The organism is Streptomyces sp. NPDC050504 (genome assembly GCF_044458065.1).
Taxonomy (GTDB): domain Bacteria; phylum Actinomycetota; class Actinomycetes; order Streptomycetales; family Streptomycetaceae; genus Streptomyces.
This window is the reverse complement of record NZ_JBITHO010000002.1, coordinates 993,294-1,016,542: the sequence shown is the minus strand read 5'-3', so window position 1 is coordinate 1,016,542 and position 23,249 is coordinate 993,294. Positions and strand designations below refer to the sequence as shown.

19 protein-coding genes, 1 pseudogene and 1 CRISPR repeat array are annotated in these 23,249 nt (G+C 74.6%); of the genes and pseudogenes, 11 read left to right on the top strand and 9 right to left on the bottom strand.

The window, feature by feature from the left end:
- Positions 1 to 39 precede the first annotated feature (39 nt).
- The 5 genes from ACIBNE_RS10470 to ACIBNE_RS10450 are packed head-to-tail and all read left to right on the top strand — an operon-like array spanning position 40 to position 6,164.
- Positions 40 to 1,353, top strand: a complete 1,314-nt coding sequence (locus ACIBNE_RS10470) for a prenyltransferase/squalene oxidase repeat-containing protein (RefSeq protein ID WP_399271068.1) — start codon at positions 40 to 42, stop codon at positions 1,351 to 1,353.
- Positions 1,350 to 2,063 carry an SCO2322 family protein gene (locus tag ACIBNE_RS10465; RefSeq protein WP_399271067.1) on the top strand — a complete coding sequence of 238 codons (714 nt, stop codon included), beginning with the start codon at positions 1,350 to 1,352 and terminating at the stop codon, positions 2,061 to 2,063. The genes ACIBNE_RS10470 and ACIBNE_RS10465 overlap by 4 nt, the downstream gene beginning before the upstream one ends.
- Positions 2,060 to 3,280 carry an energy-coupling factor transporter transmembrane protein EcfT gene (locus tag ACIBNE_RS10460; RefSeq protein ID WP_399271066.1) on the top strand — a complete coding sequence of 407 codons (1,221 nt, stop codon included), beginning with the start codon at positions 2,060 to 2,062 and terminating at the stop codon, positions 3,278 to 3,280. The genes ACIBNE_RS10465 and ACIBNE_RS10460 overlap by 4 nt, the downstream gene beginning before the upstream one ends.
- Entirely contained in the window at positions 3,277 to 5,286 is a 2,010-nt protein-coding gene (locus tag ACIBNE_RS10455; RefSeq protein ID WP_399271065.1) for an ABC transporter ATP-binding protein, read from the top strand. The genes ACIBNE_RS10460 and ACIBNE_RS10455 overlap by 4 nt, the downstream gene beginning before the upstream one ends.
- The gene (locus ACIBNE_RS10450; RefSeq protein ID WP_399271064.1) at positions 5,283 to 6,164 is read left to right on the top strand and encodes an ECF transporter S component; all 882 of its coding nucleotides are present in this window, start codon (positions 5,283 to 5,285) and stop codon (positions 6,162 to 6,164) included. Before ACIBNE_RS10455 ends, ACIBNE_RS10450 begins: the two co-directional genes overlap by 4 nt.
- On the opposite strand, the gene ACIBNE_RS10445 is transcribed toward ACIBNE_RS10450, so the two are convergent.
- The 5 genes from ACIBNE_RS10445 to ACIBNE_RS10425 form a co-directional block, all read right to left on the bottom strand.
- Positions 6,161 to 7,444: an alpha/beta hydrolase gene (locus tag ACIBNE_RS10445; protein WP_399271063.1), complete on the bottom strand. Its 1,284-nt coding sequence runs from the start codon at positions 7,442 to 7,444 to the stop codon at positions 6,161 to 6,163. The genes ACIBNE_RS10450 and ACIBNE_RS10445 overlap by 4 nt on opposite strands.
- 99 nt (positions 7,445 to 7,543) lie before the next feature.
- Positions 7,544 to 8,773, bottom strand: coding sequence for an ABC transporter permease (locus ACIBNE_RS10440; RefSeq protein ID WP_399271062.1), 1,230 nt, complete (start codon positions 8,771 to 8,773; stop codon positions 7,544 to 7,546).
- A complete protein-coding gene (locus ACIBNE_RS10435) occupies positions 8,764 to 9,558 on the bottom strand; it encodes an ABC transporter ATP-binding protein (protein WP_399271282.1) in 795 nt (264 codons plus the stop codon). The genes ACIBNE_RS10440 and ACIBNE_RS10435 overlap by 10 nt, the downstream gene beginning before the upstream one ends.
- A 62-nt stretch (positions 9,559 to 9,620) precedes the next feature.
- Positions 9,621 to 10,736 (bottom strand): peptidoglycan-binding protein, encoded by a 1,116-nt coding sequence (locus tag ACIBNE_RS10430; protein WP_399271061.1) that lies wholly within the window; start codon positions 10,734 to 10,736, stop codon positions 9,621 to 9,623.
- Positions 10,729 to 11,394 (bottom strand): hypothetical protein, encoded by a 666-nt coding sequence (locus ACIBNE_RS10425; protein ID WP_399271060.1) that lies wholly within the window; start codon positions 11,392 to 11,394, stop codon positions 10,729 to 10,731. Before ACIBNE_RS10425 ends, ACIBNE_RS10430 begins: the two co-directional genes overlap by 8 nt.
- A 115-nt stretch (positions 11,395 to 11,509) precedes the next feature.
- Between ACIBNE_RS10425 and ACIBNE_RS10420 the strand changes: the two genes are divergently transcribed.
- From ACIBNE_RS10420 to ACIBNE_RS10410, 3 genes are all read left to right on the top strand, one after another.
- Positions 11,510 to 12,316, top strand: a complete 807-nt coding sequence (locus ACIBNE_RS10420) for a response regulator transcription factor (RefSeq protein WP_399271281.1) — start codon at positions 11,510 to 11,512, stop codon at positions 12,314 to 12,316.
- On the top strand, positions 12,313 to 14,175 hold the full coding sequence (locus tag ACIBNE_RS10415) for an ATP-binding protein (RefSeq protein WP_399271059.1): 1,863 nt from the start codon (positions 12,313 to 12,315) through the stop codon (positions 14,173 to 14,175). The genes ACIBNE_RS10420 and ACIBNE_RS10415 overlap by 4 nt, the downstream gene beginning before the upstream one ends.
- A 282-nt stretch (positions 14,176 to 14,457) precedes the next feature.
- A CRISPR array of direct repeats spans positions 14,458 to 14,852; the repeat unit is 29 nt; unit sequence GTCCGCTCCGCGCAGGCGGAGGTGTTCCG.
- Between the two features lie 313 nt (positions 14,853 to 15,165).
- Positions 15,166 to 15,366 (top strand): DUF397 domain-containing protein, encoded by a 201-nt coding sequence (locus tag ACIBNE_RS10410; RefSeq protein WP_399271058.1) that lies wholly within the window; start codon positions 15,166 to 15,168, stop codon positions 15,364 to 15,366.
- A gap of 169 nt (positions 15,367 to 15,535) precedes the next feature.
- Here the strand turns inward: ACIBNE_RS10410 and ACIBNE_RS10405 are convergent, their stop codons facing one another.
- Entirely contained in the window at positions 15,536 to 16,705 is a 1,170-nt protein-coding gene (locus ACIBNE_RS10405) for a steroid 3-ketoacyl-CoA thiolase (protein ID WP_399271057.1), read from the bottom strand.
- A 254-nt stretch (positions 16,706 to 16,959) separates the two neighbouring features.
- Here ACIBNE_RS10405 and ACIBNE_RS10400 point away from each other — a divergent pair, with 254 nt between their 5' ends.
- Positions 16,960 to 18,216, top strand: a complete 1,257-nt coding sequence (locus ACIBNE_RS10400) for a cytochrome P450 (RefSeq protein ID WP_399271056.1) — start codon at positions 16,960 to 16,962, stop codon at positions 18,214 to 18,216.
- A gap of 323 nt (positions 18,217 to 18,539) precedes the next feature.
- Positions 18,540 to 19,241: pseudogene (locus ACIBNE_RS10395) on the top strand (pyridoxamine 5'-phosphate oxidase family protein); the annotation flags it as partial.
- On the opposite strand, the gene ACIBNE_RS10390 reads toward ACIBNE_RS10395, so the two are convergent.
- Positions 19,151 to 21,316, bottom strand: a complete 2,166-nt coding sequence (locus tag ACIBNE_RS10390) for a bifunctional glycosyltransferase 87/phosphatase PAP2 family protein (protein WP_399271280.1) — start codon at positions 21,314 to 21,316, stop codon at positions 19,151 to 19,153. The pseudogene ACIBNE_RS10395 and the gene ACIBNE_RS10390 sit on opposite strands and share 91 nt — an antisense overlap.
- 161 nt (positions 21,317 to 21,477) lie before the next feature.
- Between ACIBNE_RS10390 and ACIBNE_RS10385 the strand changes: the two genes are divergently transcribed.
- Positions 21,478 to 21,828: an antibiotic biosynthesis monooxygenase family protein gene (locus tag ACIBNE_RS10385; RefSeq protein ID WP_399271055.1), complete on the top strand. Its 351-nt coding sequence runs from the start codon at positions 21,478 to 21,480 to the stop codon at positions 21,826 to 21,828.
- Positions 21,829 to 21,860: 32 nt separating this feature from the next.
- Here ACIBNE_RS10385 and ACIBNE_RS10380 read toward each other — a convergent pair whose 3' ends face one another.
- Positions 21,861 to 22,496, bottom strand: coding sequence for a hypothetical protein (locus ACIBNE_RS10380; RefSeq protein ID WP_399271054.1), 636 nt, complete (start codon positions 22,494 to 22,496; stop codon positions 21,861 to 21,863).
- Positions 22,496 to 23,170, bottom strand: coding sequence for a hypothetical protein (locus ACIBNE_RS10375; RefSeq protein ID WP_399271053.1), 675 nt, complete (start codon positions 23,168 to 23,170; stop codon positions 22,496 to 22,498). The genes ACIBNE_RS10380 and ACIBNE_RS10375 overlap by 1 nt, the downstream gene beginning before the upstream one ends.
- Positions 23,171 to 23,249 lie beyond the last annotated feature (79 nt).

The window sequence follows — 23,249 nt, the reverse complement described above, 5'->3', positions numbered from 1 at the left end:
CCCGCGCCCTGGTTCCCCGCAGGAGAGGCACCAGCCGCCATGACCGTCCGCCGCAGCGCCCTCGCGCTCGCCGCATCCGCCGCAGCGCTCGCGACCGCGCTCGCGTCCGCCGCCCCGGCAGCGGTCGCGGCGCCCTCACCGTCCCCGAAGCCGGTGATCCCCTCCGGTCTGTACGGCACGAAGGACCCCGCGTACGACGGCGTGTGGCGCCAGTCGCTGTCCTTCCTCGCCCAGCTCACCCAGAAGGTGCGGCCCGCGGAGAAGTCCGTGGAGTGGCTGCTGGGCCAGCAGTGCGACAGCGGCGCCTTCCCCTCGTACCGCCCCGACCCCGCCGAGGCCTGCGGCACGCAGACGATGCTCGACACCAACGCGACGGCCGCCGCCGTGCAGGCGCTGGACGCGCTCGGCGACCGGCAGGAGGCCGTCGAGAAGAGCGTCGTCTGGCTGAAGACCGTGCAGAACGCCGACGGCGGCTGGGGCTACAACCCCGGCAGCCCCAGCGACACCAACTCCACCGCGATCGTGATCGGCGCGCTGGCGGGCGCGGGCGAGGCGCCCGGCGAAGTGCGGTCCACGGCGGGCAAGTCGCCGTACGACGCCCTCGTCACGTTCTCGATCCCCTGCGGGCAGCCCGGCGGCGGCGCCTTCGCCTACCAGCCCGACAAGAAGGGCAAGCTCGTCGCCAACGGCGACGCCACCGCCGCCGGTGTGCTCGGCGGCCTCGGCAAGGGCCTCGTCGCGGCGGGCCCCGAGCCCGTGCGGGCCCCGGCCTGCGAGAAGGCGAAGGGCGCCGCGCTCAGCCCCGACCAGTCCGCCCGCAACGGCGCCTTCTACCTGGCGGGCGCCCTCGCCAGGACCGGCCACCTCGACCTGCCGCCCATGCCGGGCGCCGAGTCCACCAAGCCGCTCCCCGACGTCGGCAACACCGCCGACGCGGTCGTCGCGCTCGCCGGGGCCGGGCACAAGGACGCGGCCGAGGGCGCGATCGACTGGCTGGAGAAGAACGCGGCCCCCTGGGCCAAGGAGGGCGGCCCCGCCGCCTACGCCCAGCTGATCCTCGCGGCGCGCGCCACCGGCGCCGACCCGCGCGCCTTCGGCGGCATCGACCTCGTGCACCACCTGAACGCGACCGGACCCGCGCCCGCCGTCGACCCGCTGAACCCGGACACGTCCGCCTCCCCCTCGCCCTCGCCGTCCGCCACCGACTCCTCCGGTTCCGCCGAGTCCTCCGACACGTCCGAGAAGGACGACGACGGCGGCGTGGGCGTCTGGTGGATCGTCGGCGTCTTCTTCGTCGCGAGCGTGGGCGTCGGCTTCCTGCTCAGCTCCCGCAAGAGGAACCAGCAGTCGTGACCCGCCGAAGGACCGTCCCCGGCGCCCTCGTCTGCGCGCTGTTCGTGCTGTTCTCGCTGCTGGGCACGGCGGGCGCCGCGCAGGCCGCCGGGTACCGCTACTGGTCGTTCTGGGAGGGCGGGTCGGGCCGGTGGGCCTACGCCACCCAGGGCCCGGCGACCGCCAGGCCCGACGACGGCGCCGTCATCGGCTTCCGCTTCTCCGTGAGCGAGGACTCCGGCGACTCCGCGAAGCCCCGGCAGGCCGCCGACTTCGACGCGGTCTGCGCCGGTACCGGGGCCGAGGACGGCAAGAAGCGGATCGCCGTCGTCGTCGACCCCGGCACGCCCGCCGACGCCCCGTCCGGCGAGACCCCGCCCGAGCGGCGCGCCGGATGCGCGGTGGTCGGCGGGGACGCGACGGGCGCCGACGCGCTCGCCGCCGTCGCCAAGCCGCTGCGGTACAACAGCCAGGCACTGCTCTGCGCGATCTCCGGCTACCCGAAGTCGGGCTGCGGGGAGCAGGTCTCGGACTCCGGGGAGAAGGACAAGGACAAGAAGGAGACGGTGGAGTCCGCCGCCCCGAAGGCCACGGGCTCCTCGGCCGCCGCCTCCGACTCCAGCTCCGACTCCGACTCCGGCGGGCCGAGCGTCGGCCTCCTCGTCGGCGTCGCCGCCGTGCTCGCCCTCGGATCCGCCGCCCTCTGGCAGGCGCGCCGCCGTCGCGGATGACGGTGCCCGCCGGTCCGAGGAAGTCCCGCAGGCTCCGGAAGCCGCGCAAGGCCCTGCGGGCCCCCGAGGCCACCCGCTCCAACGCCCTGCACGCGGGCGCCTGGTGGCTGTGGGCGCTCGGCCTCGCCACGGCCGCCTCGCGCACCACCAACCCGCTGCTGCTCGGGCTGCTGGTGGGCGTCGCGGGCTACGTGGTGGCCGCGCGCCGCACGGACGCGCCGTGGGCCCGCTCCTACGGGGCGTTCGTGAAGCTGGGCCTGATGGTCCTGGTGATCCGGCTGCTCTTCTCGGTCTTCCTCGGTTCGCCGATCCCCGGCACCCACACCCTGTTCACGCTGCCCGAACTCCCGCTGCCCGACTGGGCGAAGGGCGTGCGGATCGGCGGCCGGGTCACCCTCGAACAGCTGGTCTTCGCGTTCTACGACGGCGCGAAGCTGGCGACGCTGCTGATCTGCGTGGGCGCGGCGAACGCCCTCGCCAACCCGGCGCGGCTCCTGAAGTCCCTGCCGGGCGCGCTGTACGAGGCCGGGGTGGCCGTCGTCGTCGCGATGACGTTCGCGCCGAACATGGTCGCGGACGTGGCCAGGCTGCGCAGGGCGCGCAGGCTGCGGGGCCGGCCCACGGGCGGGGTGCGGGCCGTCCTCCAGATCGGCCTGCCGGTCCTGGAGGGCGCGCTGGAGCGGTCGGTGGCGGTCGCCGCGTCGATGGACGCGCGCGGCTACGGGCGCACCGCCGAGGTGCCGCCCGCCGTCCGGCACACCACCAACGCGCTCACGCTGGGCGGTCTGCTCGGGGTGTGCGCGGGGACGTACGGGCTGCTGGCCGCCGAGGGCGCGACGTACGGGCTTCCGCTGATGGGCGCGGGGCTCGCGGCCGCGCTGGCCGGGCTGCGGCTCGGCGGGCGCCGCCAGGTCCGCACCCGCTACCGGCCCGACCGTTGGGGCGTGCGGGCGTGGCTCGTCGCGGGGTCGGGCGCGGCGGTCGCGGCGCTGATGATCTGGGCGGGCGCGTACGACGCCGGGGCCCTGCACCCAGGGGTCGTACCGCTGACCGCGCCCCAACTGCCGCTGTGGCCCGCCGCTTCGGTGCTGCTCGGGCTGCTGCCCGCGTTCGTGGCCCCGGCCCCCCGTACCGCCACCCCCTCGGGGCAGACCCCTTCGCGGGAGACCCCCTCGCGGGAACACCCTTCGCGGGAGACCAAGGAGACCGCCAAGTGATCCGCTTCGAGAACGTCTCGGTCACCTACGGCGAGGGCGGCGCGCCGCCGACCGTGTCCGGGGTGGACCTCACCGTCCCCGAGGGCGAACTCGTCCTGCTCGTCGGCCCCTCGGGCGTCGGCAAGTCGACCCTGCTCGGTACGGTCTCCGGGCTCGTCCCGCACTTCACGGGCGGCACCCTGCACGGCCGCGTCACGGTCGACGGCCGCGACACCCGCACCCACAAGCCGCGCGAACTCGCGGACCTGGTGGGGACGGTGGGCCAGGACCCGCTCGCGCACTTCGTCACGGACACCGTCGAGGACGAGCTGGCGTACGGCATGGAGTCGCTGGGCCTCGCCCCCGACGTGATGCGGCGCCGCGTCGAGGAGACGCTGGACCTGCTGGGCCTGACCGAACTGCGCGACCGCCCGATCGCCACGCTCTCCGGCGGCCAGCAGCAGCGGGTGGCGATCGGCTCGGTGCTCACCCCGCACCCCCGGGTGCTGGTCCTGGACGAGCCGACGTCCGCGCTCGACCCGGCGGCGGCGGAGGAGGTCCTGGCGGTCCTCCAGCGCCTGGTGCACGACCTGGGCACGACGGTCCTGATGGCGGAGCACCGCCTGGAGCGGGTGGTGCAGTACGCGGACCGCGTGGTCCTGCTGCCGGGCGCGGGCGGGGCCCCGGTGTCGGGCACCCCGGCGGAGGTCATGGCGCTCTCCCCGGTGCACCCGCCGGTGGTGGCCCTGGGCCGGCTGGCGGGCTGGAGCCCACTGCCCCTGTCGGTCAGGGACGCGCGGCGCATGGCGGGCGGGCTGCGGGAGCGCCTGGCGGGGGCGGATACGGCCCCGGAGGCGCCGCTGCCCACGAACGCCCCGCGCTCCGCCGAACCGGAGGAGTCCCCCGCCCCGCCCCTTCCCGGAACCGGGGGCCTGCGCGGAACTCTGGGTCGCCTGTTCAGGGGCGGGGCCCGAAAGGCCCTCCCGGTTTCCGGGGGCGGGGCCCACGATCCAGCCCCTGCGGCGTTCGAGGAGCGGGGTCCGGGGCAGCGCCCCGGCGCCCCCCCCCCCCCCCCCCCCCCCCCCCCCCCCCCCCCCCCCCCCCCCCCCCCCCCCCGGGGGGGGCGCCCCCCCCCCGGGGGGCCCCCCCCCCGGGCGCCCCCCCGGCCGGGGGGGGGGGGGGGGGGGGGCCCCCCCCCCCCGCCGGGGGGGGGGGGGGGGGGGGGGGGGGGGCCCCCCCCCCCCCCCGCCACCCCCGCCCCGCCCGCACCCGCCCCCGCCCCCGTCGCCACCGCCGCCTCCCTGGGCGTGCGCCGCGACCGCGTGGAGGCCCTCCGCCGCGTCGACCTCCGCGTCGCCCCCGGCGAGACCGTCGCCCTCATGGGCCGCAACGGCGCGGGCAAGTCCACCCTCCTGGGCACCCTCGTCGGCATGGTGACCCCGACCTCGGGCACCGTCACGGTCGGCGGCCGCACCCCCCACCGCACCCCGCCCCGCGAGATGGTGCGCGAGGTCGGCCTCGTCCCGCAGGAACCCCGCGACCTCCTCTACGCGGACACGGTCGCCGCCGAGTGCGCGGCGGCCGACGCGGACGCGGGCGCGGAGCCCGGCGCCTGCCGCGCCCTGGTCTCGGAGCTGCTGCCCGGCGTCGCGGACGGGACGCACCCGCGCGACCTGTCGGAGGGCCAGCGCCTGGCCCTCGCGCTGGCGATCGTCCTCACCGGCCGCCCCCCGCTCCTGCTGCTCGACGAGCCGACGAGGGGCCTGGACTACGCGGCGAAGGCCCGGCTGGTCGGCGTGCTCAAGGGCCTCGCGGCCGACGGCCACGCCATCGTCATGGCCACCCACGACGTGGAGCTGGCCGCCGAGCTGGCGCACCGCGTGGTCATCCTCGCGGACGGCGAGGTGGTGGCGGACGGTCCGACTCCGGACGTGGTCGTCTCGTCGCCCGCCTTCGCGCCGCAGGTGGCGAAGATCCTCGCGCCGGGCCCGTGGCTGACGGTCGACCAGGTGCGGAGGGCGCTGTGAGCACGCCCGGGACGGCCCCGGTCCGCGAGCGCCCGCCCCGCACCGGCCCCGTCCGCACCGCCCCCGTCCGCATCGGCCCCCGCGCCGCCGCCGCGCTCGTGCTGGTGAGCGTCGTCGGGGTGATCGCCTTCGGCTGGCCGCTGCTGGCCGACGAGGCCTCGGGCCTCGCGCACTCCAAGGACGCGCCGTGGCTCTTCGCCGCGCTGCTGCCGCTGCTGGTCGCCGTGGTCGTCGCGACGATCACGGACGGCGGCCTCGACGCGAAGGCCGTGGCGATGCTGGGGGTGCTCGCCGCCGTGGGCGCGGCGCTCAGACCGCTCGGCGCGGGCACGGCGGGCCTGGAGCCGATGTTCTTCCTGATGGTGCTGAGCGGGCGCGTGCTCGGGCCGGGCTTCGGCTTCGTGCTGGGCTCGGTCACCATGTTCGCCTCGGCGCTGCTGACCGGCGGGGTCGGCCCGTGGATGCCGTTCCAGATGCTCTCCATGGGCTGGTTCACGATGGGCGCGGGCCTGCTGCCGGGCGCGGGGCGCCTCAGGGGCCGGGGCGAGCTGGTGGTGCTCGCGCTCTACGGGGCGCTCGCCTCGTTCGCGTACGGCACGATCATGAACCTCCAGGGCTGGACGTACATCGGCGGGATGTCGTCCGGGATCTCCTTCCACCCGGGCGACCCGGTCCACGACAACCTGGTGCGCTTCCTCGCGTACTGCGCGGCGACCTCGCTCGGCTGGGACCTCGGCCGCGCCGCCCTCACCGTCGTACTGACGATGACGGTCGGCGCGACCGTGCTCAAGGCGCTGCGCCGCGCGACGCGCCGCGCGGCGTTCGACGCGCCGGTCGGTTTCGACCCGGGGCCGGGGCACGTCGGGCCCCGGCCCTAGCGAGCGGGTCGAACCCCGGCCAGCCGGTCGAACCAGCGCACCGAGTCGGGCCCCGCCTTCATGAACGTGCCGCCGTGGTCGACGTTCCCCTGGTCGAGGACCGGTGCCCGCACGCCGCGCTTCGCGAAGTCGGCCGCGCAGCTGCGCGCGTTGGCGATCGGCACGTCGCGGTCGCCGCTCGACGCGTAGAGCCGCACGGGGACCTTCGGCTTCCAGGCGCAGCCGCCGTCCTGGCGGCGCAGCACGTCGAGGAGGGATCCCGAGGGGTTCGCGAGCCGCGCGTAGAAGTCGGGCGTGAACAGCTCCTTGATGTTCGGCGGCAGCGCGCCCGCGATCTGCTCCTCGGTGTGCAGGCCGTCGTACAGGCCCTCGACGACCTTGTCGTACGGGGCGCGGTAGACGTCCGCCGGGTCCTTGTAGATCGGGTGCAGGCGCTTTTGCGCGGTGAGGAAGTACGTCATGTAGACGACGGCGCTCACGTCGTTGATCCGCCCGTCGAACATCGCGGGCAGCTCGGCGCGCTCCAGGTCGTAGGGGCCCGCGACCGGCGCCAGGGCGCGCAGTCGCAGGTGCCGGTCGGCGCCCGCCGCGAGCTGCTTGGCCAGTGCCGCGGCGACCTGGCCGCCCTGGGAGAAGCCGGTGGCGTACACGTCGCCGGTCAGCGGGCGGCCGAGCCGCTGCGCCGCCGTGCGCGAGGCGCGCAGCATGTCGAGGGAGGCGGTGACGGAGGAGCGGGTGTCCATGTACGGGTGGGTGCCGGGGCCCTTGCCGAGGCCCAGGTAGTCCGGCGCGGCGACGGCGCGCCCGGCCGAGCCGTGCAGGTAGGGCGGCAGGAGCCCGAAGTCCTCGGCCACCGAGGGCGCGTAGTCGCGGTGGACCATGGTGCCGTGCGTGTCGGAGACCAGGTCGAGGCGGTGCGCGCCGCCCTTGGGGAGGACGAGCAGGCCGGTGGCGGTGGTGGGTCCGCCGGTGGGCGTGACGGTGCGGTAGGTGAGCCGGTAGGTGCGGATGCCGTACCGCACGGTGCCGTCGCCGGGGCCCGCCGCCTTGAGGAACGCGGCGACCTCGGCCCGGTCGAGGTCGGCGACCGGGGTGACGGAGACGAGCGCGCCGCGCTGGGCGGTGGCGTGCCGGGCGGCGGGCGCCCCGTCGACGGTGGGGATCGCGGCGGCGGGAATCGCGGCGGCGGCCGGGGCGACCGCCCCGGCGAGGGCCGCCACCGCGACGGCGGCGGCCGCCCAACTCTTGGCCCTGCGGGTGAAGTTCGCGTTGGTGTTCATGAGGAGGACGCTACGTGCCCCGGGGCCCGTACCGACATCGGGAATGTCCCCGGTTCAGGGGTGTACGTAGGAACACCCCCCGCCCCACCGCCCCGCCCTTCAGGACGCGGCCAGCGCCTCCGTCGGCATCAGCCGCGCCGCCCGCACCGACGGGTAGACCCCGGCCACCACCCCGACGAGCAGCGCCCCGCCCGTCCCGGCCGCGACCGCCTCCCAGGGCACCGCGCCCGGCCACCCCCGCCAGGCCGCGTAGCCGAGCGTCGCGACGGCCCCCAGCGCGCCGCCCGCGAGTCCGCCGAGCCCCGACAGGACCACGGACTCGGTGAGGAACTGCCCCCTGACCTGCCCCTTGCTCGCGCCGAGCGCCCGCCGCAGACCGATCTCCCTGCGGCGCTCCAGGACCGAGACGACCATGGTGTTGGCGATGCCGACGCCGCCGATGAGCAGCGCGACCCCGGCGAGGCCGAGGAAGAGCCCGGAGAAGGTGTGCTGCGCGGCCCGCTTCGCGGCGAGCGCGTCGGACGGCCTGCCGACCCGCACGAGACCGGGCGCCTCGGCGTGCAGCGTGGGCGCCAGCACGTCGCGCACGTCCTCCAGGGCGTCCTCGCGGGCCGTCACGTAGACGACCGTGGGGTGGCCGTCGAAGCCCAGGTGCTTCTTCGCCGACCCCCAGCCGACGACGACCGCGCGGTCCAGCTCGGGCGCGAGCGGCACCGGCGCGAGGATCCCGACGACGGTGAACCACTGCTTGCCGACCATCACTTGGGGCGGGGGCGCGCCCGGCTCCAGCGTCTCGAAGCCGAGGCGCCGCGCGGCCGAGCGGCCGAGCACGACCGTGGGGAAGTCCGCGTCGACCGCGCCGATGAAGCGCCCGGACGCGACCTCGCCGTGCACGGTGGCGAGCAGGTCGGGGCGGCCCGCGAGCACGGTGATGCCGCCGCCGTCCGTCTCGTCGAGCCGGTCCGAACGGCGCACCGGCGCATGGGTGTTGGCGACGGCGCTGGCGCCGGTCACGGGCCCGATGCGGCGCACCATGCCCACCGACTCCTCGGGCAGCAGCACGGGCGGCGACTGGTCGGGGGACGGCTCGGCGCGCAGCAGGTCGGTGCCCATCGCGGAGAGCTCCGCCTCCAGGGCCCGTTGGCCCGCCGCGGGGATGCCGACGACCAGGACGAGCGTGGCGATGCCGAGGCCGACGCCGAGCGCGGAGAGCGCGGCGCGCAGCTTCCTGGTGCGGATCCCGACGAGACCGAGGGCCAGCAGGTCGAGGGGGTTCAGCCGGACGGGGGCGAAGTCCCGGCGGGCGGACCTGCGGTGCTTCACGCGCACCGCCCGGTGTCCGCGGGACGACCCGTGTCCACGGGACAACTCGTGTCCGCAGGACAACCCGTGCCCGCAGGACAACCCGTGCCCGCAGGACAACCCGTATCCGTGGGACAACCCGTGTCCGTGGGACAACCCGTGTCCGCGACGATCGCGCCGTCCAGGATCTCCACGCGGCGCGGCAGCGCGGCGGCGATGTCCCGGTCGTGGGTGATGACCGCGATCGTGGTGCCGTCCGCGTTGAGCCGGGTCAACAGGTCAAGCACGGCACGTCCGTTCGCGGTGTCCAGCGCCCCGGTCGGCTCGTCGGCGAGGACCAGCGAGGGGCCGTTGACCAGGGCGCGGGCGATGGCGACGCGCTGGCGTTCGCCGCCGGAGAGCTGTTGCGGGTGGTGGCCCGAGCGGTGGCCGAGGCCGACCCGCTCCAGCGCTTCGAGCGCCAGGGGGCGGCGCAGCCTGCGGGCGACGCCCGCGTAGAGCAGCCCGGTCGCGACGTTCTCGGCGGCGCTGAGCCCGTCGGTGAGGTGGAACTGCTGGAAGACGAAGCCGAGCCGGCGCCCGCGCAGCGCGGAGAGCCGCCGGTCGGAGAGGGCGGACACGTCTTGCCCCTCAACCAGGACGGTGCCTGTGGTGGGCCGGTCGAGGGTGCCCATCAGGTTGAGCAGGGTGGACTTGCCCGAGCCCGACGGGCCGACGATGGCGAGGAGTTCGCCGCGCCGCACGGTGAGCGAGACGCCGTCGAGGGCGGTGAGCCCACCGGCGTACGCCTTGCTGACGTCCCGTATCTCCAGGACGGGTTCGCGCTGCTCGGGTACGGTCCCGGCAGCCGTCTCCGGCTCCGCGCGCGTCACGCTCACGACGCGGTCACCACCCTCGTCCCGGCCCGCAGCCCCTCACCGGTCACCTCGACCATGCCCCGGGCGAACATCCCGGTCTTCACGGCGATCAGCGCCCCGCCCGGCACCTGCACCGCGTACCCGCCCTCGCGCAGCGCCACCAGTGCGGCGACCGGCACGGCCAGCACGCCGTCGCGGGTCGCGGTCGTGAAGCGGACCCGGACGGACGCCGCGTCCAGGTTCTCGGCGCCCGCTCCCCCGTCGCGCTTCAGCCGGACGGTGACGTCCACCTTGGCGGGGCCGCCGTCCTGCCCCGGCCCGCCCGCGTCCGCGCCGCCCGCGCCACCGGTGGCGATGCGGCTGACCGAGGCGACGGTGCCCGGCACCTCCGTACCGTCGGGCAGGACGACGGTGACCGCGCCGCCCCGCTTCACCGCGCCGACCTCGGTCGCGTCCATCGGCACGGTGACGGCCTTCGCGGTGGTGGTGACGGTCATCAGCTGGCCGGTGGCGTCGTCGCCGAGCTGCGCGCCGACCCCGCCGACCCGCACCTCACCGGGCAGTACGGCCACGTCGCCGACGTCCAGCGTGCCGGTCGGGGCCATGCCGACCCGCTTCTGCCAGCGCTTGACCGCCGCGCTCAGCGACGCGGTGAACTTGCCCTGCTCACCGCCCGCCGTGGAGACCCGCGACCCGGAGGCGCGGTAGGGGCCGATGTCGTAGCCGAGCGCCACCAGGTTGTCCGCGACGACCTTGACGTCGCCGCCGGTCAGACCGGGCTTGCCGAGCTTGCGGAAGAGCGGGGTGCCGCCGTAGAAGACGGGCACGGGCCGGTCGTCGACCCGGTAGAGCGTCTTGCCCCTGCGTACGGTGTCGCCGCTGGCGGGCAGCCAGGTCACGGTGCCCTTCCTGCCGCCCTTGAGCGGCTTCTCGGTGCCGAAGCCGAGCGTGCCGGTGACCTCGCGGGTGTCGGAGAGGTCGGTGCGCACGACGGCCGCGGTGCTCGCCTTCGCGGGGGCGTCGGCCGCGGCGGGCGGCGCGGCGTCGCGGCCGGTGAGGGCCACGGCCCCGGCGCCGATGCCGCCCGCCGCGAGGACCGCGAGGGCGACCAGCACGGTCCGCCCGCTAGCCACCGAACGCCTCCTTCTGGCACTCGCGCTCGATCGTCTTCTGCTCGGCCTCGGGGACGCCGGGCCCGTCGGACGAGGTGTAGGTCCAGCCGTCCGGGATCTCCTTGATCTTCATGCCGCGCTTCTGCATGCAGCGGACCTGCGCGGACCACTGCTCGCGGTAGCGGGGGTTCTTGTCCTCGTCCAGCTCGGGCGGCTGGAGCGGCATCTTGACCTCGCACTTCTTGTACGCGGCCGCGGGCTCCTTGCCGTACTGGTCGGCGATGGCGAGACCGCCGTTGATCTCCAGCATCTCGACGCCGTTGTCCTTGAGGCAGCGCATGTAGCGCTGCCAGAGCCGGTTGGACTCCTCGTCGGAGGTGTCCAGGCGCAGCTGGGGACGGCCCTCGTCGGAGGTGGTGCCGTCGGAGCGGGTCCGCCCGGGAGCGGGGGCCCCGTCCTTCCCCGTGCCCTTCCCGGCGTCCTTCCCGGCGTCCTTCCCCGCGGGCTTCTCGATCGAGGCGACGTCGCCCCGCCCGTCCGTCGCGGCCTTCGTCCCGCCGCCGTCACCGCCGCCGTCACCGTCACCGCCGCCGCAGGCCGCGAGGGTCAGCAGGAGGGCGGCCGCGCCGAGTGCGCCGCCCGCGGCGCGCCGCCGGGCCCCACGCTTGTGAATCGTCATGCCGCCAGGCTGACCTGGACTTTTGAAGAACTTGTCAGACTCCTGTCGCCCTCGGGTCAGCCCGCCCGTCCGGCCCGTCCGGCTGCGTACTCTCAGTGGCGTGTGCGCAAGAGTCATGGTCGCCGAGGACGACGAGAAGCAGGCCGAGCTCGCCCAGCTGTATCTGGCGCGGGAGGGCCACGAGGTGCTGGTGGTGCGGGACGGGCGCGACGCGCTCGACCTGCTCCGGCGCACCCCGCCCGACCTGCTGGTGCTGGACGTGATGATGCCGCGGCTCGACGGCCTGGACGTGCTGCGGGTGCTGCGCGCGGAGGGGTACGAGCTGCCGGTGCTGATGCTCACGGCCCGCTCCACCGAGGACGACCTGCTGCTCGGCCTCGACCTGGGGGCGGACGACTACCTGACGAAGCCGTACAGCCCGCGCGAGCTGGTGGCCCGGGTGCGCACGCTGCTGCGCAGGACCCGGGCGGTACGGGGTCCGGCGCCCGAGCCCGATCCGGTGCTGCGGGTGGGCGGCCTGGCCGTCGACCCGGCGCGGCACGCGGTGACGGTGGAGGGCCGGGCGGTGGAGTGCACCCCCGGCGAGTTCCGCGTCCTGGCGGCGCTGGCGGCCCTGCCGGGGCGGGTGTTCACGCGGCGCCAGCTGCTCTCGGAGCTGCACGGCTTCGACCGGTACATCACGGAGCGGACGGTGGACGTGCACGTGATGAACCTCCGCAAGAAGATCGAGCGGACACCGCGCAGGCCGGAGCGGCTGGTGACGGTGTACGGGGTGGGCTACAAGCTCCTGGAACCGGGGACGGGGCCGGGACCGGGGCGGGAACAGGGCGCGACGGCGGGGCCGGGGTCAGGCGCATCGGCGGGGCCGAACGCATCGGCGGGGCCGGGGCCGGGCGCGTCGGCGGGGCCGGGGGCCTCGTGAAGGAGCGAGCCCGCCCCGCGAAGAACCCGACCCGCCCCACGAAGGACCCGGCCCGTCCCGCGAAGAACCCGTCCCGCCCCGCGAAGGGGCGCCGGCGCCCCCGCCTCGCCCCGCACCGCGGCCTGCACGCCCGCCTGCTGGCCCTCACCACGCTCGTCGCGGCCGTGTCGATCGCGGCGACCGCCTGGCTGGCCGCGCAGACCACGTCCGGCGCGATCCGCCAGGAGCAGGGCCAGGTGCTCGCGGACGACACCCGCGTCCACGACACCCTCCTCGGGTACGCGGCGACGCACCCCACCTGGGCGGAGGTGGGCCCCGAACTGACGCGCCTGGCGGCGTCGACGGGCCGCCGCATCGCGCTGACCCGCCAGGACGGCACCCCGCTCGCGGACTCGGCGCCCGAGGGCACCGCGCTGCCGCCGCGCGCGGCGGCCGTGCTCGACCCGCTGTCGGTGGACTCCACCGACCGGATCGACCCGCGCGCGGTGGGCCCCTTCAGGCTCACCGCCGCCGAGCGATCCCGGCTGCGGCAGCTCGCCGAGCGGCGCAAGAACTGCCTGGACGAAACCGCCGTGGACGCGTCGGTGCAGACACGGCCGAACGGCCGTTCCTACGTCCAGTTGGTCAGCAAGGACCCCGACACCCCCGTGCGCCCCTGCGAGATCCCGGAGCTCGACCGGCCGACGGCGACCGAGCGGGCGGCGCTGGCCCGGCTGAACGCACTGGTGGCACGGTGCCCTTCGGGGCGCGGCGGCTTCGAGGGCATCGAGGTGGGGCTGGACTTCTCCTGGCGCAGGACGGCGCCCGCGGTCGCGGCGAGCGGCGTGGACCGGCAGATCGCGGCGTGCGTGGAGTCGGCGCGGCGGACCCTGCTCGGCCCCCATGTGGCATCGCCGGCCCGGCTGTTCCTGGGGTCGGGGGACAGCGGCGGCACCGTGCCGGGCTTCGACCTGTCGCCCGCGAACACCGCGCGCCTGGCGTGGCTGGCGGCGCTGGTGCTGGCGCTCGCGGTGGCCGTTTCGGTGCTGGCGGCCGGGCGTCTGGTGCGCCCGCTGCGGGCGCTGACGGGCGCGGCGCAGCGGATGCGGGACGGCGACACGGCGGCGCGGGTGCCGGTGGCCGGGTCGGACGACGAGGTGGGCAGGCTGGCGGGCGCGTTCAACGAGATGGCCGAGCGGCGTACGGAGCTGGAGGCGCAGCGCAAGGACATGGTGAGCGACATCGCGCACGAGCTGCGCACCCCGCTCTCCAACATCCGGGGCTGGGTGGAGGCGGCGCAGGACGGGGTGGCCGCGGCGGACGGCGCGTTCCTGGAGTCGCTGCACGAGGAGGCGATGCAGCTCCAGCACATCGTGGACGACCTCCAGGACCTGGCGCAGGCGGACGCGGGCGAGCTGCGGCTGCACCCGGAGCCGCTGGACCCGGCGGAACTCCTCGACCAGACGGCCGCGGCGCACCGGGCGCGCGCGGAGGAGGCGGGCGTGGCGCTGACGGTGTCGGCCGAGGCGGGACTCGTCCTGCTGGCGGACGGGGTGCGGCTGCGACAGGCGGTCGGCAACCTGGTCTCGAACGCGGTGCGCCACACGCCGCGCGGCGGCGAGGTGCGCCTGTCGGCGTACGGCGACGGCGCGACGCTCGTCCTGGAGGTGACGGACACGGGCTCGGGCATCGCCCCCGAGGACCTCCCGCACGTCTTCGACCGCTTCTGGCGCGCGGAGAAGTCGCGGACGCGGAGGGCGGGAGGCAGCGGCCTGGGCCTGGCGATCGTCCGCAAACTGACGGAGGCGCACGGAGGTTCGGTACGGGCGACGTCCACCCCGGGCAAGGGCACGACGTTCACGCTACGCCTGCCCCGGTAGCCCGCCTCTCCAGATAAAGCCGCAGCTCAGGACGTATCGTCCCCGCACGAGCGAAGGTGTTTCGCGGTGCTCGGCAAAGTCGCGAACCAGGCCCTCGTCCACTCCCCACACACAAAGACATCGCGAACAAGACCGCCCTGTCCCCGCAGAACCGATAACCTCCAAAACCCGCACCGCCCCCAGACCAGGACCCCACCCATGCACGCAGCAGCACAGGCTTACCGAAGCAGCCCGCACAGTAAAGGAATTACCAAGCCCCTCTAACGCCGCAGGTCGCAAAGTGTCCGCTCCGCGCAGGCGGAGGTGTTCCGCCCGAGGTCTTCGGCGGTCTTGACGTCGGTGGGTCCGCTCCGCGCAGGCGGAGGTGTTCCGGTCTGGGCGGAGTGGGCGGCCCCGTTGGTGAGGTCCGCTCCGCGCAGGCGGAGGTGTTCCGACTCCTCGGGCATCTTCTCGACCTGGTCGGGGGTCCGCTCCGCGCAGGCGGAGGTGTTCCGATTCCCGCGTCCCAATCCGTTCTCGGCGCCCTGTCCGCTCCGCGCAGGCGGAGGTGTTCCGGCGTCGATCCTGGACCCCCGGAATCCTGCGTCGTCCGCTCCGCGCAGGCGGAGGTGTTCCGTTCGCCGTGTTCCGGATCGCAGCCGATGCCGCGTCCGCTCCGCGCAGGCGTGGTGACCGCCCCCGCCACTCGGCGAAACGCCCCCCGGCCGCCCCACAAAGCCCCGTGCCCCAGACCTCCGCTCCACCCCCGGCAGCCGCATCTCAGCCCCACCGCGCCCGGCCCCGGTGCCCTGTCACGCCCGCATCGACAGCTCCACCAGCACCGCCAACAGCACGTACGCCTCTGTGTGATTGGTCGACCCGGCGAGAGCATCTGGAACGGGACAGCTCCACTGGCGTGCCCGTACTGGAGGCATACCATCAGCTGCAGGCCGAGCCATCGCCCCGAGCAGCCTCCGTAGACCTGATCGACCAGTTACGAAAGGCTTCGAAGTGACGACCGAAACCCCCCGCTGGTTCACGAGTTCGTACAGCGGTAACGGCGGCCAGTGCGTACAGGTCGCCACGAGCCTCGCCGCCGCACACGGCATCGTCCTCGTACGTGACTCCAGGACTTCTGACGGCCCCACCCTGAACTTCCCCGCTTCCGCGTTCACTTCCTTCGTCGCGGGCATCAGGGAGGTCACCTCGTGACGCTCGGAGCCCGCCAGTAGTCCACGCCCTCGTACAGCAACGACGAAGGTCCCGCTGTCCCCGGGCAGCGGGACCTTCCGCGTTCGGCTCGCACGGGCGGCCCGCGCGATCACACCGCCCCACGCGCCGCGCCCCGGCCCCGGCCCCGGCCCCGGCCCACAACGCACCCCTACAACCGCTGGATGATCGTCCCCGTCGCGAGCGCGCCCCCCGCGCACATCACCACCAGTGCGAACTCCTTGTCACGGCGCTCCAGTTCGTGCAGCGCCGTCGTGATGAGCCGCGCGCCCGTCGCGCCCACCGGGTGGCCGAGGGCGATCGCGCCGCCGTTCACGTTCACCTTCGTCAGGTCCTGCTCGAAGACCCGGGTCCAGCTCAGCACCACCGACGCGAACGCCTCGTTGATCTCGACGAGGTCGATGTCCTTCAGGGACATGCCCGCCTTCCCCAGCACCGCCCGCGTCGCGTCGATCGGCCCGTCCAGGTGGAACCGGGGCTCCGCCCCGACGAGCGCCTGCGCCACGATCCGCGCGCGCGGCCGCAGCTTCAGCGCCCGCGCCATCCGCTTGGACGCCCACATCAGCGCGCACGCGCCGTCGGAGATCTGGGAGGAGTTGCCCGCGGTGTGCACCGCGGTCGGCATGACCGACTTCAGCCGCCCCAGCGCCTCCATGGAGGTGTCCCGCAGCCCCTCGTCGCGGTCGACGAGCCGCCACATGCCCTGCCCCGCGGCCTGCTCCTCCTCGTCCGTGGGGACCTGCACGGCGAACGTCTCGCGCTTGAACCGCTCCTCGGCCCACGCGGTCGCCGCGCGCTCCTGCGAGAGGAGGCCAAGCGCGTCGACGTTCTCCCGGGTCAGCCCGCGCCTGCGGGCGATGCGCTCGGCCGCCTCGAACTGGTTGGGCAGGTCGACGTTCCACTCGTCGGGGAAGGGCTTGCCGGGACCGTGCTTGGAGCCGCTGCCCAGCGGCACCCGGGACATCGCCTCGACGCCGCAGCTGATCCCGACGTCGACGACCCCGCACGCGATCATGTTGGCGACCATGTGCGAGGCCTGCTGGGAGGAGCCGCACTGGCAGTCGACGGTCGTCGCCGCGGTCTCGTACGGAAGTCCCATCGCGAGCCAGGCGTTGCGCGCCGGGTTCATGGACTGCTCGCCCGCGTGGGTCACGGTGCCGCCGACGATCTGCTCGACGCAGTCGGCGGGTATGCCCGTACGGCCGAGGAGTTCGCGGTAGGTCTCGCCCAGCAGGTAGGCCGGATGGAGGTTGGCGAGCGCGCCGCCGCGCTTGCCGATGGGGGTGCGCACTGCTTCGACGATGACGGGTTCCGCGGCCATGGGCTGGTCCCTTCCTCCCTCGACTGCCGCCGCCCGACCCCCCGTACACCGGACCGGCTCAAGAACTGATACGCGTTCTACTTCTACCGACAGTCTTACGAGTGCTACCCCCGGTACACAAGGGTCGTGCACGCTCCTCACCGACCCTTCACCGGTAACGGATCCGGCCACGCGTCTTGCGACTTGTAGAACTCGTTACTACCGTCCGGACGACTTCTGATGGTTCGTCAGACGGCTGTATCTGGAGTGAGCCGATGCCCTGTCCCGAGCTTCCGGACCTTCCCGACCTCCCCCGGGGATTCGACTTCACCGATCCCGACCTGCTCCAATCCCGCGTCCCCCACCCGGAGTTCGCCCGGACGCGGCGGACGGCCCCGGTCTGGTGGTGCGCCCAGCCCGCCGGGATCGCCGGGTTCGCCGACGAGGGCTACTGGGCCGTGACGCGCCACGAGGACGTCAAGTACGTCTCCACGCACCCCGAGTTGTTCTCCTCGAACACCAACACCGCCGTCATCCGCTTCAACGAGTCGATCAGCAGGGACCAGATCGAGGTCCAGAAGATGATCATGCTCAACATGGACCCGCCCGAGCACACCAGGGTCCGCCAGATCGTCCAGCGCGGCTTCACCCCGCGGGCGGTCCGCTCCCTGGAGGACGCGCTGCGCACCAGGGCCCGCGCGATCGTGGCCGCGGCGGACGCCGAGGGCGGCGAGACCTTCGACTTCGTCACCCGGGTCGCGGTGGAGCTGCCGCTCCAGGCGATCGCGGAACTCATCGGCGTACCGCAGGAGGACCGGAGCAAGATCTTCGACTGGTCCAACAAGATGGCCGCGTACGACGATCCGGAGTACGCCATCACCGAGGAGGTCGGCGCGGAGGCCGCGCTGGAGATCGTCTCGTACGCGATGAACCTGGCCGCCGCCCGCAAGGCGTGCCCCGCGAAGGACATCGTCTCCCGGCTCGTGGCCGCCGAGGACGAGGGAAACCTCTCCAACGACGAGTTCGGCTTCTTCGTGATCCTGCTGGCCGTCGCGGGCAACGAGACGACGCGCAACGCCATCAGCCACGGCATGCACGCCTTCCTCACCCACCCCGACCAGTGGGAGCTCTACAAGCGCGAGCGGCCCGCGACCGCGGCCGAGGAGATCGTCCGCTGGGCCACGCCCGTCGTCTCCTTCCAGCGCACCGCCACCCAGGACGTGGAGCTGGGCGGGCAGCGCGTCAAGAAGGGCGACCGCGTCGGCCTCTTCTACTCGTCGGCCAACAACGACCCCGAGGTCTTCGACGAGCCCGAGCGCTTCGACATCACCCGCGACCCCAATCCGCACCTGGGCTTCGGCGGCGGGGGCCCGCACTTCTGCCTGGGCAAGTCCCTGGCGGTGAAGGAGATCGACCTGATCTTCCACGCGATCGCCGACACCCTGCCCGACCTGCGCCTGGCGGGCGACCCCAGGCGCCTGCGCTCGGCCTGGCTGAACGGCATCAAGGAACTCCGGGTCACCCGGGGCTGAGCGGGCGGGCGGGGCCGCATCCCGGACCACGCCCGGCCCCGCCCGCCCCCGGCCCGCCCGTACCGCCCACCCCCGGCCCGCCCGTACCGCCCGTCGCGCCCGTCGCGCCCGGACCGCCCGTACCGCCTGGCGCGCCCCAGACCGCCCAGACCGCCCGGCGCGCGCCCGGACCGCCCGTACCGCCCGGACCGCCCGACCCCCGCCAAGACCACCCCGCCCGCCGCCGGACCGCCCGTCCGCACCGCGAAATCCCCCTGTCCCACGCGGGAGCGAGCTGCCACAGTGAGCGCGCACACGGCAACTCCACCGACCCCGCAGGGACCATGACTCAGACACCACCGACCACCACCGCACCGACGGACCCGCAGCTGGCCGTCACCGCGCGCACCCGCCACAACCGCCTGCGCCACAAGGGCAGCACCTCGCGCGCGGACCTGGACGCGGTCCTGCGCGCCGGATTCGTCTGCCACCTCGGCGTCACGGTCGACGGCGCCCCCATGGTCGTGCCCACCGTCTACGGCGTGGACTTCGAGGCGCGCGAGCTCTATCTGCACGGCTCGGTCGCCAGCCGCAGCCTGCTGCACTCCCCCGACGCGACGGTCTGCGTCACCGTCACGCACGTCGACGGCCTGGTCCTGGCCCGGTCCGTCTTCGAGCACGGCGTCAACTACCGCAGCGCCATGGTCTACGGCACCCCGCGCCAGGTCACCGCGCGCACCGACCGCGACGCCCTGCTGCACGGCCTGCGCGTCCTCACCGAGCACTGCGCCCCCGGCCAGTGGGACTACGCCCGCCGCCCGAGCGCCAAGGAGCTGGCGGCCACCACGCTCCTCGTACTGCCCCTGGACGAGGCGTCCGTGAAGATCGCGTCGGGCCCGCCGGACGACGGCGAAGGGCCCGACGCCGAGCTGGGCCTGTGGGCGGGGGTGCTCCCCTACCGGACGCTCTTCGACGCCCCGGAGCCCGACCCGGCGCTCCCGGCGGGCACGGCGCTCCCGTCGCACATCGCGTCCTTGGCCTCCGCCGCGCGGCCGCCCGCCGAGCCATCCGCGGAGCCGTCCGCCGAACCGCCCGCGGAGCCGTCCGCCTTCACCGCCTGAGCCACCACCTTCGCCTGAAGCCGCAGCGGCCCCGCCAGTACGTAGGTCAGGCCGAAGCCCGCGGCGACGACCGCCGCCCCGCCGACCGCGTCCATGATCCAGTGGTTGGCGGTGGCGACGATCGCGATGACCGTGAAGAGCGGGTGGAGCAGTCCGAGCGCCTTCATCCACCACTTGGGCGCCATCATCACGATGACGACGCCGCACCACAGCGACCAGCCGAAGTGCAGCGAGGGCATCGCGGCGTACTGGTTGGTGACCTCGGTCAGGCTGCCGTAGTCCGGCTTGGAGAAGTCCTGCACGCCGTGCACGGTGTCGATGAAGCCCATGCCGGGCATCAGGCGCGGCGGCGCGAGCGGGTAGAGGAAGAACCCGATCAGCGCGATCAGCGTGGCGAAGGCCAGCGAGCTGCGCACCCAGCGGTACGAGGACGGCAGCCGCCAGTACAGCACGCCGAGGATCGTCAGCGGCACCACGAAGTGGAACGACGTGTAGTAGAAGTCGAAGAAGTCCCGGAGCCAGCCGATCTCCACGACGGCGTGGTTGACCGACTTCTCGATGTCGATGTGGAGCCACCGCTCCAGCTCGTGGATCTGCCGGCCGTGCGCCTCGGCGTCGGCCCGGCCCGCGGTCGCCTCCATGCGGATCTGCGAGTAGAGCGAGTAGCCGACCCGGATCAGCAGCAGTTCGAGCAGCAGGTTGGGACGGCTGAGCACGCGGCGCCAGAACGGCACCAGCGGCACCCACGACCAGCGGCCGGGCACGGGCTTGGCGTAGTCGGTGGGGATCGGCCTGCGGAAGTGCGGCGAGTTGCGCGAGAGGAACGGCACGGCGAGCGCGGCGGCCAGCGCCGCGATCAGCAGGACGTTCTCCTGTACGGGCTGGAGGACGCTGCGGTTGGGCAGCAGCCACTTGCCGGGCAGCGTCATCACGAGCACCACGGCCACCGGCCACACCAGCCGGTCCCTGGCCCGCTTGCCGACGCGGCCGACGACCGCGAGGAGCAGCCAGACCAGCTGGTGCTGCCAGGCGGTCGGCGAGACCGCGACCGCGACGCAGCCGGTCAGCGCGACGGCCAGCAGGAGCTGCCCGTCCTCGGCGAAGTGCACGGCGCGGCGCAGCCCCACGAAGGCGACGGCGGCGGCGAGCACCAGCAGCAGCACGACCTCCAGCGGGCCGCTGAGGCCGAAGCGGAGCAGCATGCCGTGGAGCGACTGGTTGGTGGGGCTGTCGGCGTCGCCGCCGAGCCCGGCGCCCGCGACGTGGTGGATCCAGTACGTCCGGGAGTCGTCCGGCAGGGCGGCCCAGGCCAGGGCGGTGCCGGCGGCGAAGGTGGCCACGGATCCGGCGGCGGCGCGCCTGCGCCCGGTGAACCAGAGCAGCGGGGCGAAGAGCAGCACGGCGGGCTGGAGGGCGGCGGCGATGCCGACGAGGACGCCCGCGGTGCGCTCGCCGCGCACGGCGAGGCAGGCGAGGACGACCAGGAGCACCGGGACGATGCTGGTCTGGCCGAGGTGGACGGCGTTGCGCACGGGCAGCGAGAGCAGCAGCAGGATGATCGCGACGGGCGGCGCGAACAGCCTGGCGCGGCGGGTGACGGGCTCGGGCAGGGAGCGGGCGACGACGAGACCGAGCGCGACGACGAGCAGCAGCGTCCCGAAGGTCCAGGCGACGCCGAGCGCCTGCTCGGCCGCGTGCGACAGCGGCTTGAGCACGAGCCCCGCGAACGGGGTCCCGGTGAACTTGTCGGCGTCGTACAGCGACCCCGAGGTCCGCAGGACGCCGCCCTCGCCGGTCCACGCGCCCAGGTCCAGCCAGCGCTCGCCCTCGGGCTTGCGCAGGACGACCGCCATCTGCCGTACCGCCAGTACGGCGGCGAAGAACCAGAGCGCGGCCCTGAGGGCGCCCTGCCTGTTCCCCGCGCTGTTCCCCGCAGTCGTGCCTGAACGCACGCTGTGTTCCGCATTCGCCACGCCGCGCCGACCCTCCAGCCCGTTCATTCCGTTACCCATCAGCCCGTTTTGTCCGTCTGTCGTCGGCACTCCCCTGGACATAGAGCGTCGCATTGCCCCATGAGGGAGACACCGGCAACCCCCACTTCGCCTGACCGTCATCCCGGTTTTGTCCGAAAGAACCTAACGGAGCACGCAGAATGAAGCGCATGAGCATCGTGAAGATCAATGTGCTGACCGTCCCGACCGAACAGCGCGAGGTCCTGGAGAAGCGGTTCGCCTCGCGGGCCGGGACCGTGGAGAGCTCGGACGGTTTCGAGTGGTTCGAACTGCTCCGCCCGGTGGAGGGCACGGACCAGTATCTCGTATACACGCGGTGGCGCGACGAGGCCGCCTTCCAGGCCTGGATGGAGGGCCCGATGAAGGCGGCGCACCAGGGCGGGCAGCAGGGCGGCCCCGGCCAGGGCGGGGGCGAAGGCGGCGAGCGTCCCAAGCCCGCCGCCTCCGGGTCCACGGTGTGGTCGTTCGAGGTGGTCCAGCAGGCGGCCCCGAAGTCCTGAGCCGCCTGTGTGACGTCCGCTACAGCGGCTGCCTACAGCCTCAGCAGCCGCTCGGCCGTCTCGCGGTAGGACCGCAGGGCGACCCGCAGTTCCTCGGTGTCGGCGGCCCCGCGGTCCGCTCCGCCCTCCCAGGCCGTACGCAGGGTGCGGCGCCGCTCCGCGAGGTGCTCGGTCAGCCTGCGGACCGTCTCCTCCAGGACGCCGTCGGCCTCCTCGACCGCCCGGCGCGGGCTGTCGACGAAGTGGCTGACGGCGTGCTGGAGCCGCTCGCCGAGGCGGGCGCGCTCGCCGTCCGGGTAGGCGCTCGCTTCGGCCCCGGTGTGCGCAGGCCCGGGAGGGACGGCGCCGGGGGCGGGCCCGGACGTGCGTCCGGGGGCGGATCCCGGTGCGTGCCCGGGTACGGGTACGGGTCCGGGGTCCGACGTGCGCCCGGGTACGGGTCCGGGGTCTGACGTGCGCCCGGATACGGATCCGGGGTCCGACGTGCGCCCGGATACGGGCCCGGGGTCCGACGTGCGCCCGGATACGGATCCGGGGTCCGACGTGCGCCCGGATACGGGCCCGGGGTCCGACGTGCGCCCGGATACGGGCCCGGGGTCCGACGTGCGCCCGGATACGGGCCCGGGGTCCGATGTGCGCCCGGGTACGGGGTCCGGTGTGTGCCTCATCACGCCTCGCTTCCCTTCGCGCCGCGCCGCGGCCCCAGCGCGCGCGGTCCGTGTCCCTGCCGGGTGCGGGCGCCGCGTCGGCCGGTGTCCTCGGGGCCCGCCTTGACCAGTGCTTCGAAGAGGGCGCGCGCGTCGACGAGCGCCCCGCGCAGTTCCTCGGTCGTTCCGACGTTCCCCGCCGCTCCGGCCGCTCCGGCCGCGTCGGCCGGTCCCGCCGCGCCGTCGGCGAGGGCCGCGCGGTGCGCCCTGCGGGCGCCCGCGACGTACTGGGGGTGGTGCACGGAGAGCGCGGCGATCCGCTCCTCGTACTGCTCCTCGCCCGCCGGATAGCCCCGGTCCCCGGCCAGCGCGGCCAGCAGCCGGTCCGCGTCGGCGACCGCCTGCCGGGGCGCGTCCACGAAACGCTCCTGGAGACCGGCCCAGCGGGCCACGTACTGCTCGCGCGCCTCGGGCGGCAGCGGGCGCTGCCGCAGCGAGCCGTGCCGCCTCAACCGCTCGTTCAGCGCCTGCTCGGCGGCCTTGGCATCGCCGTCGTGCCGGGCGACTTCCCGGTCGTACTCGGGCCCGAAGCGGCGCCTGAGCCCCTTGCTCGTGCCGGGCCTGGCGTACAGCACCGCCACGACGACGGCGACGAACACCACGACGAGCGCGACGACGATCAGCACGGTGGACATGGCACCTGCCTTCCTGCATCTGACTGGCTGAACGGGTCACCCTGCCGAGTAACCGGGAAATCGTTGGCCAAACAGGCAC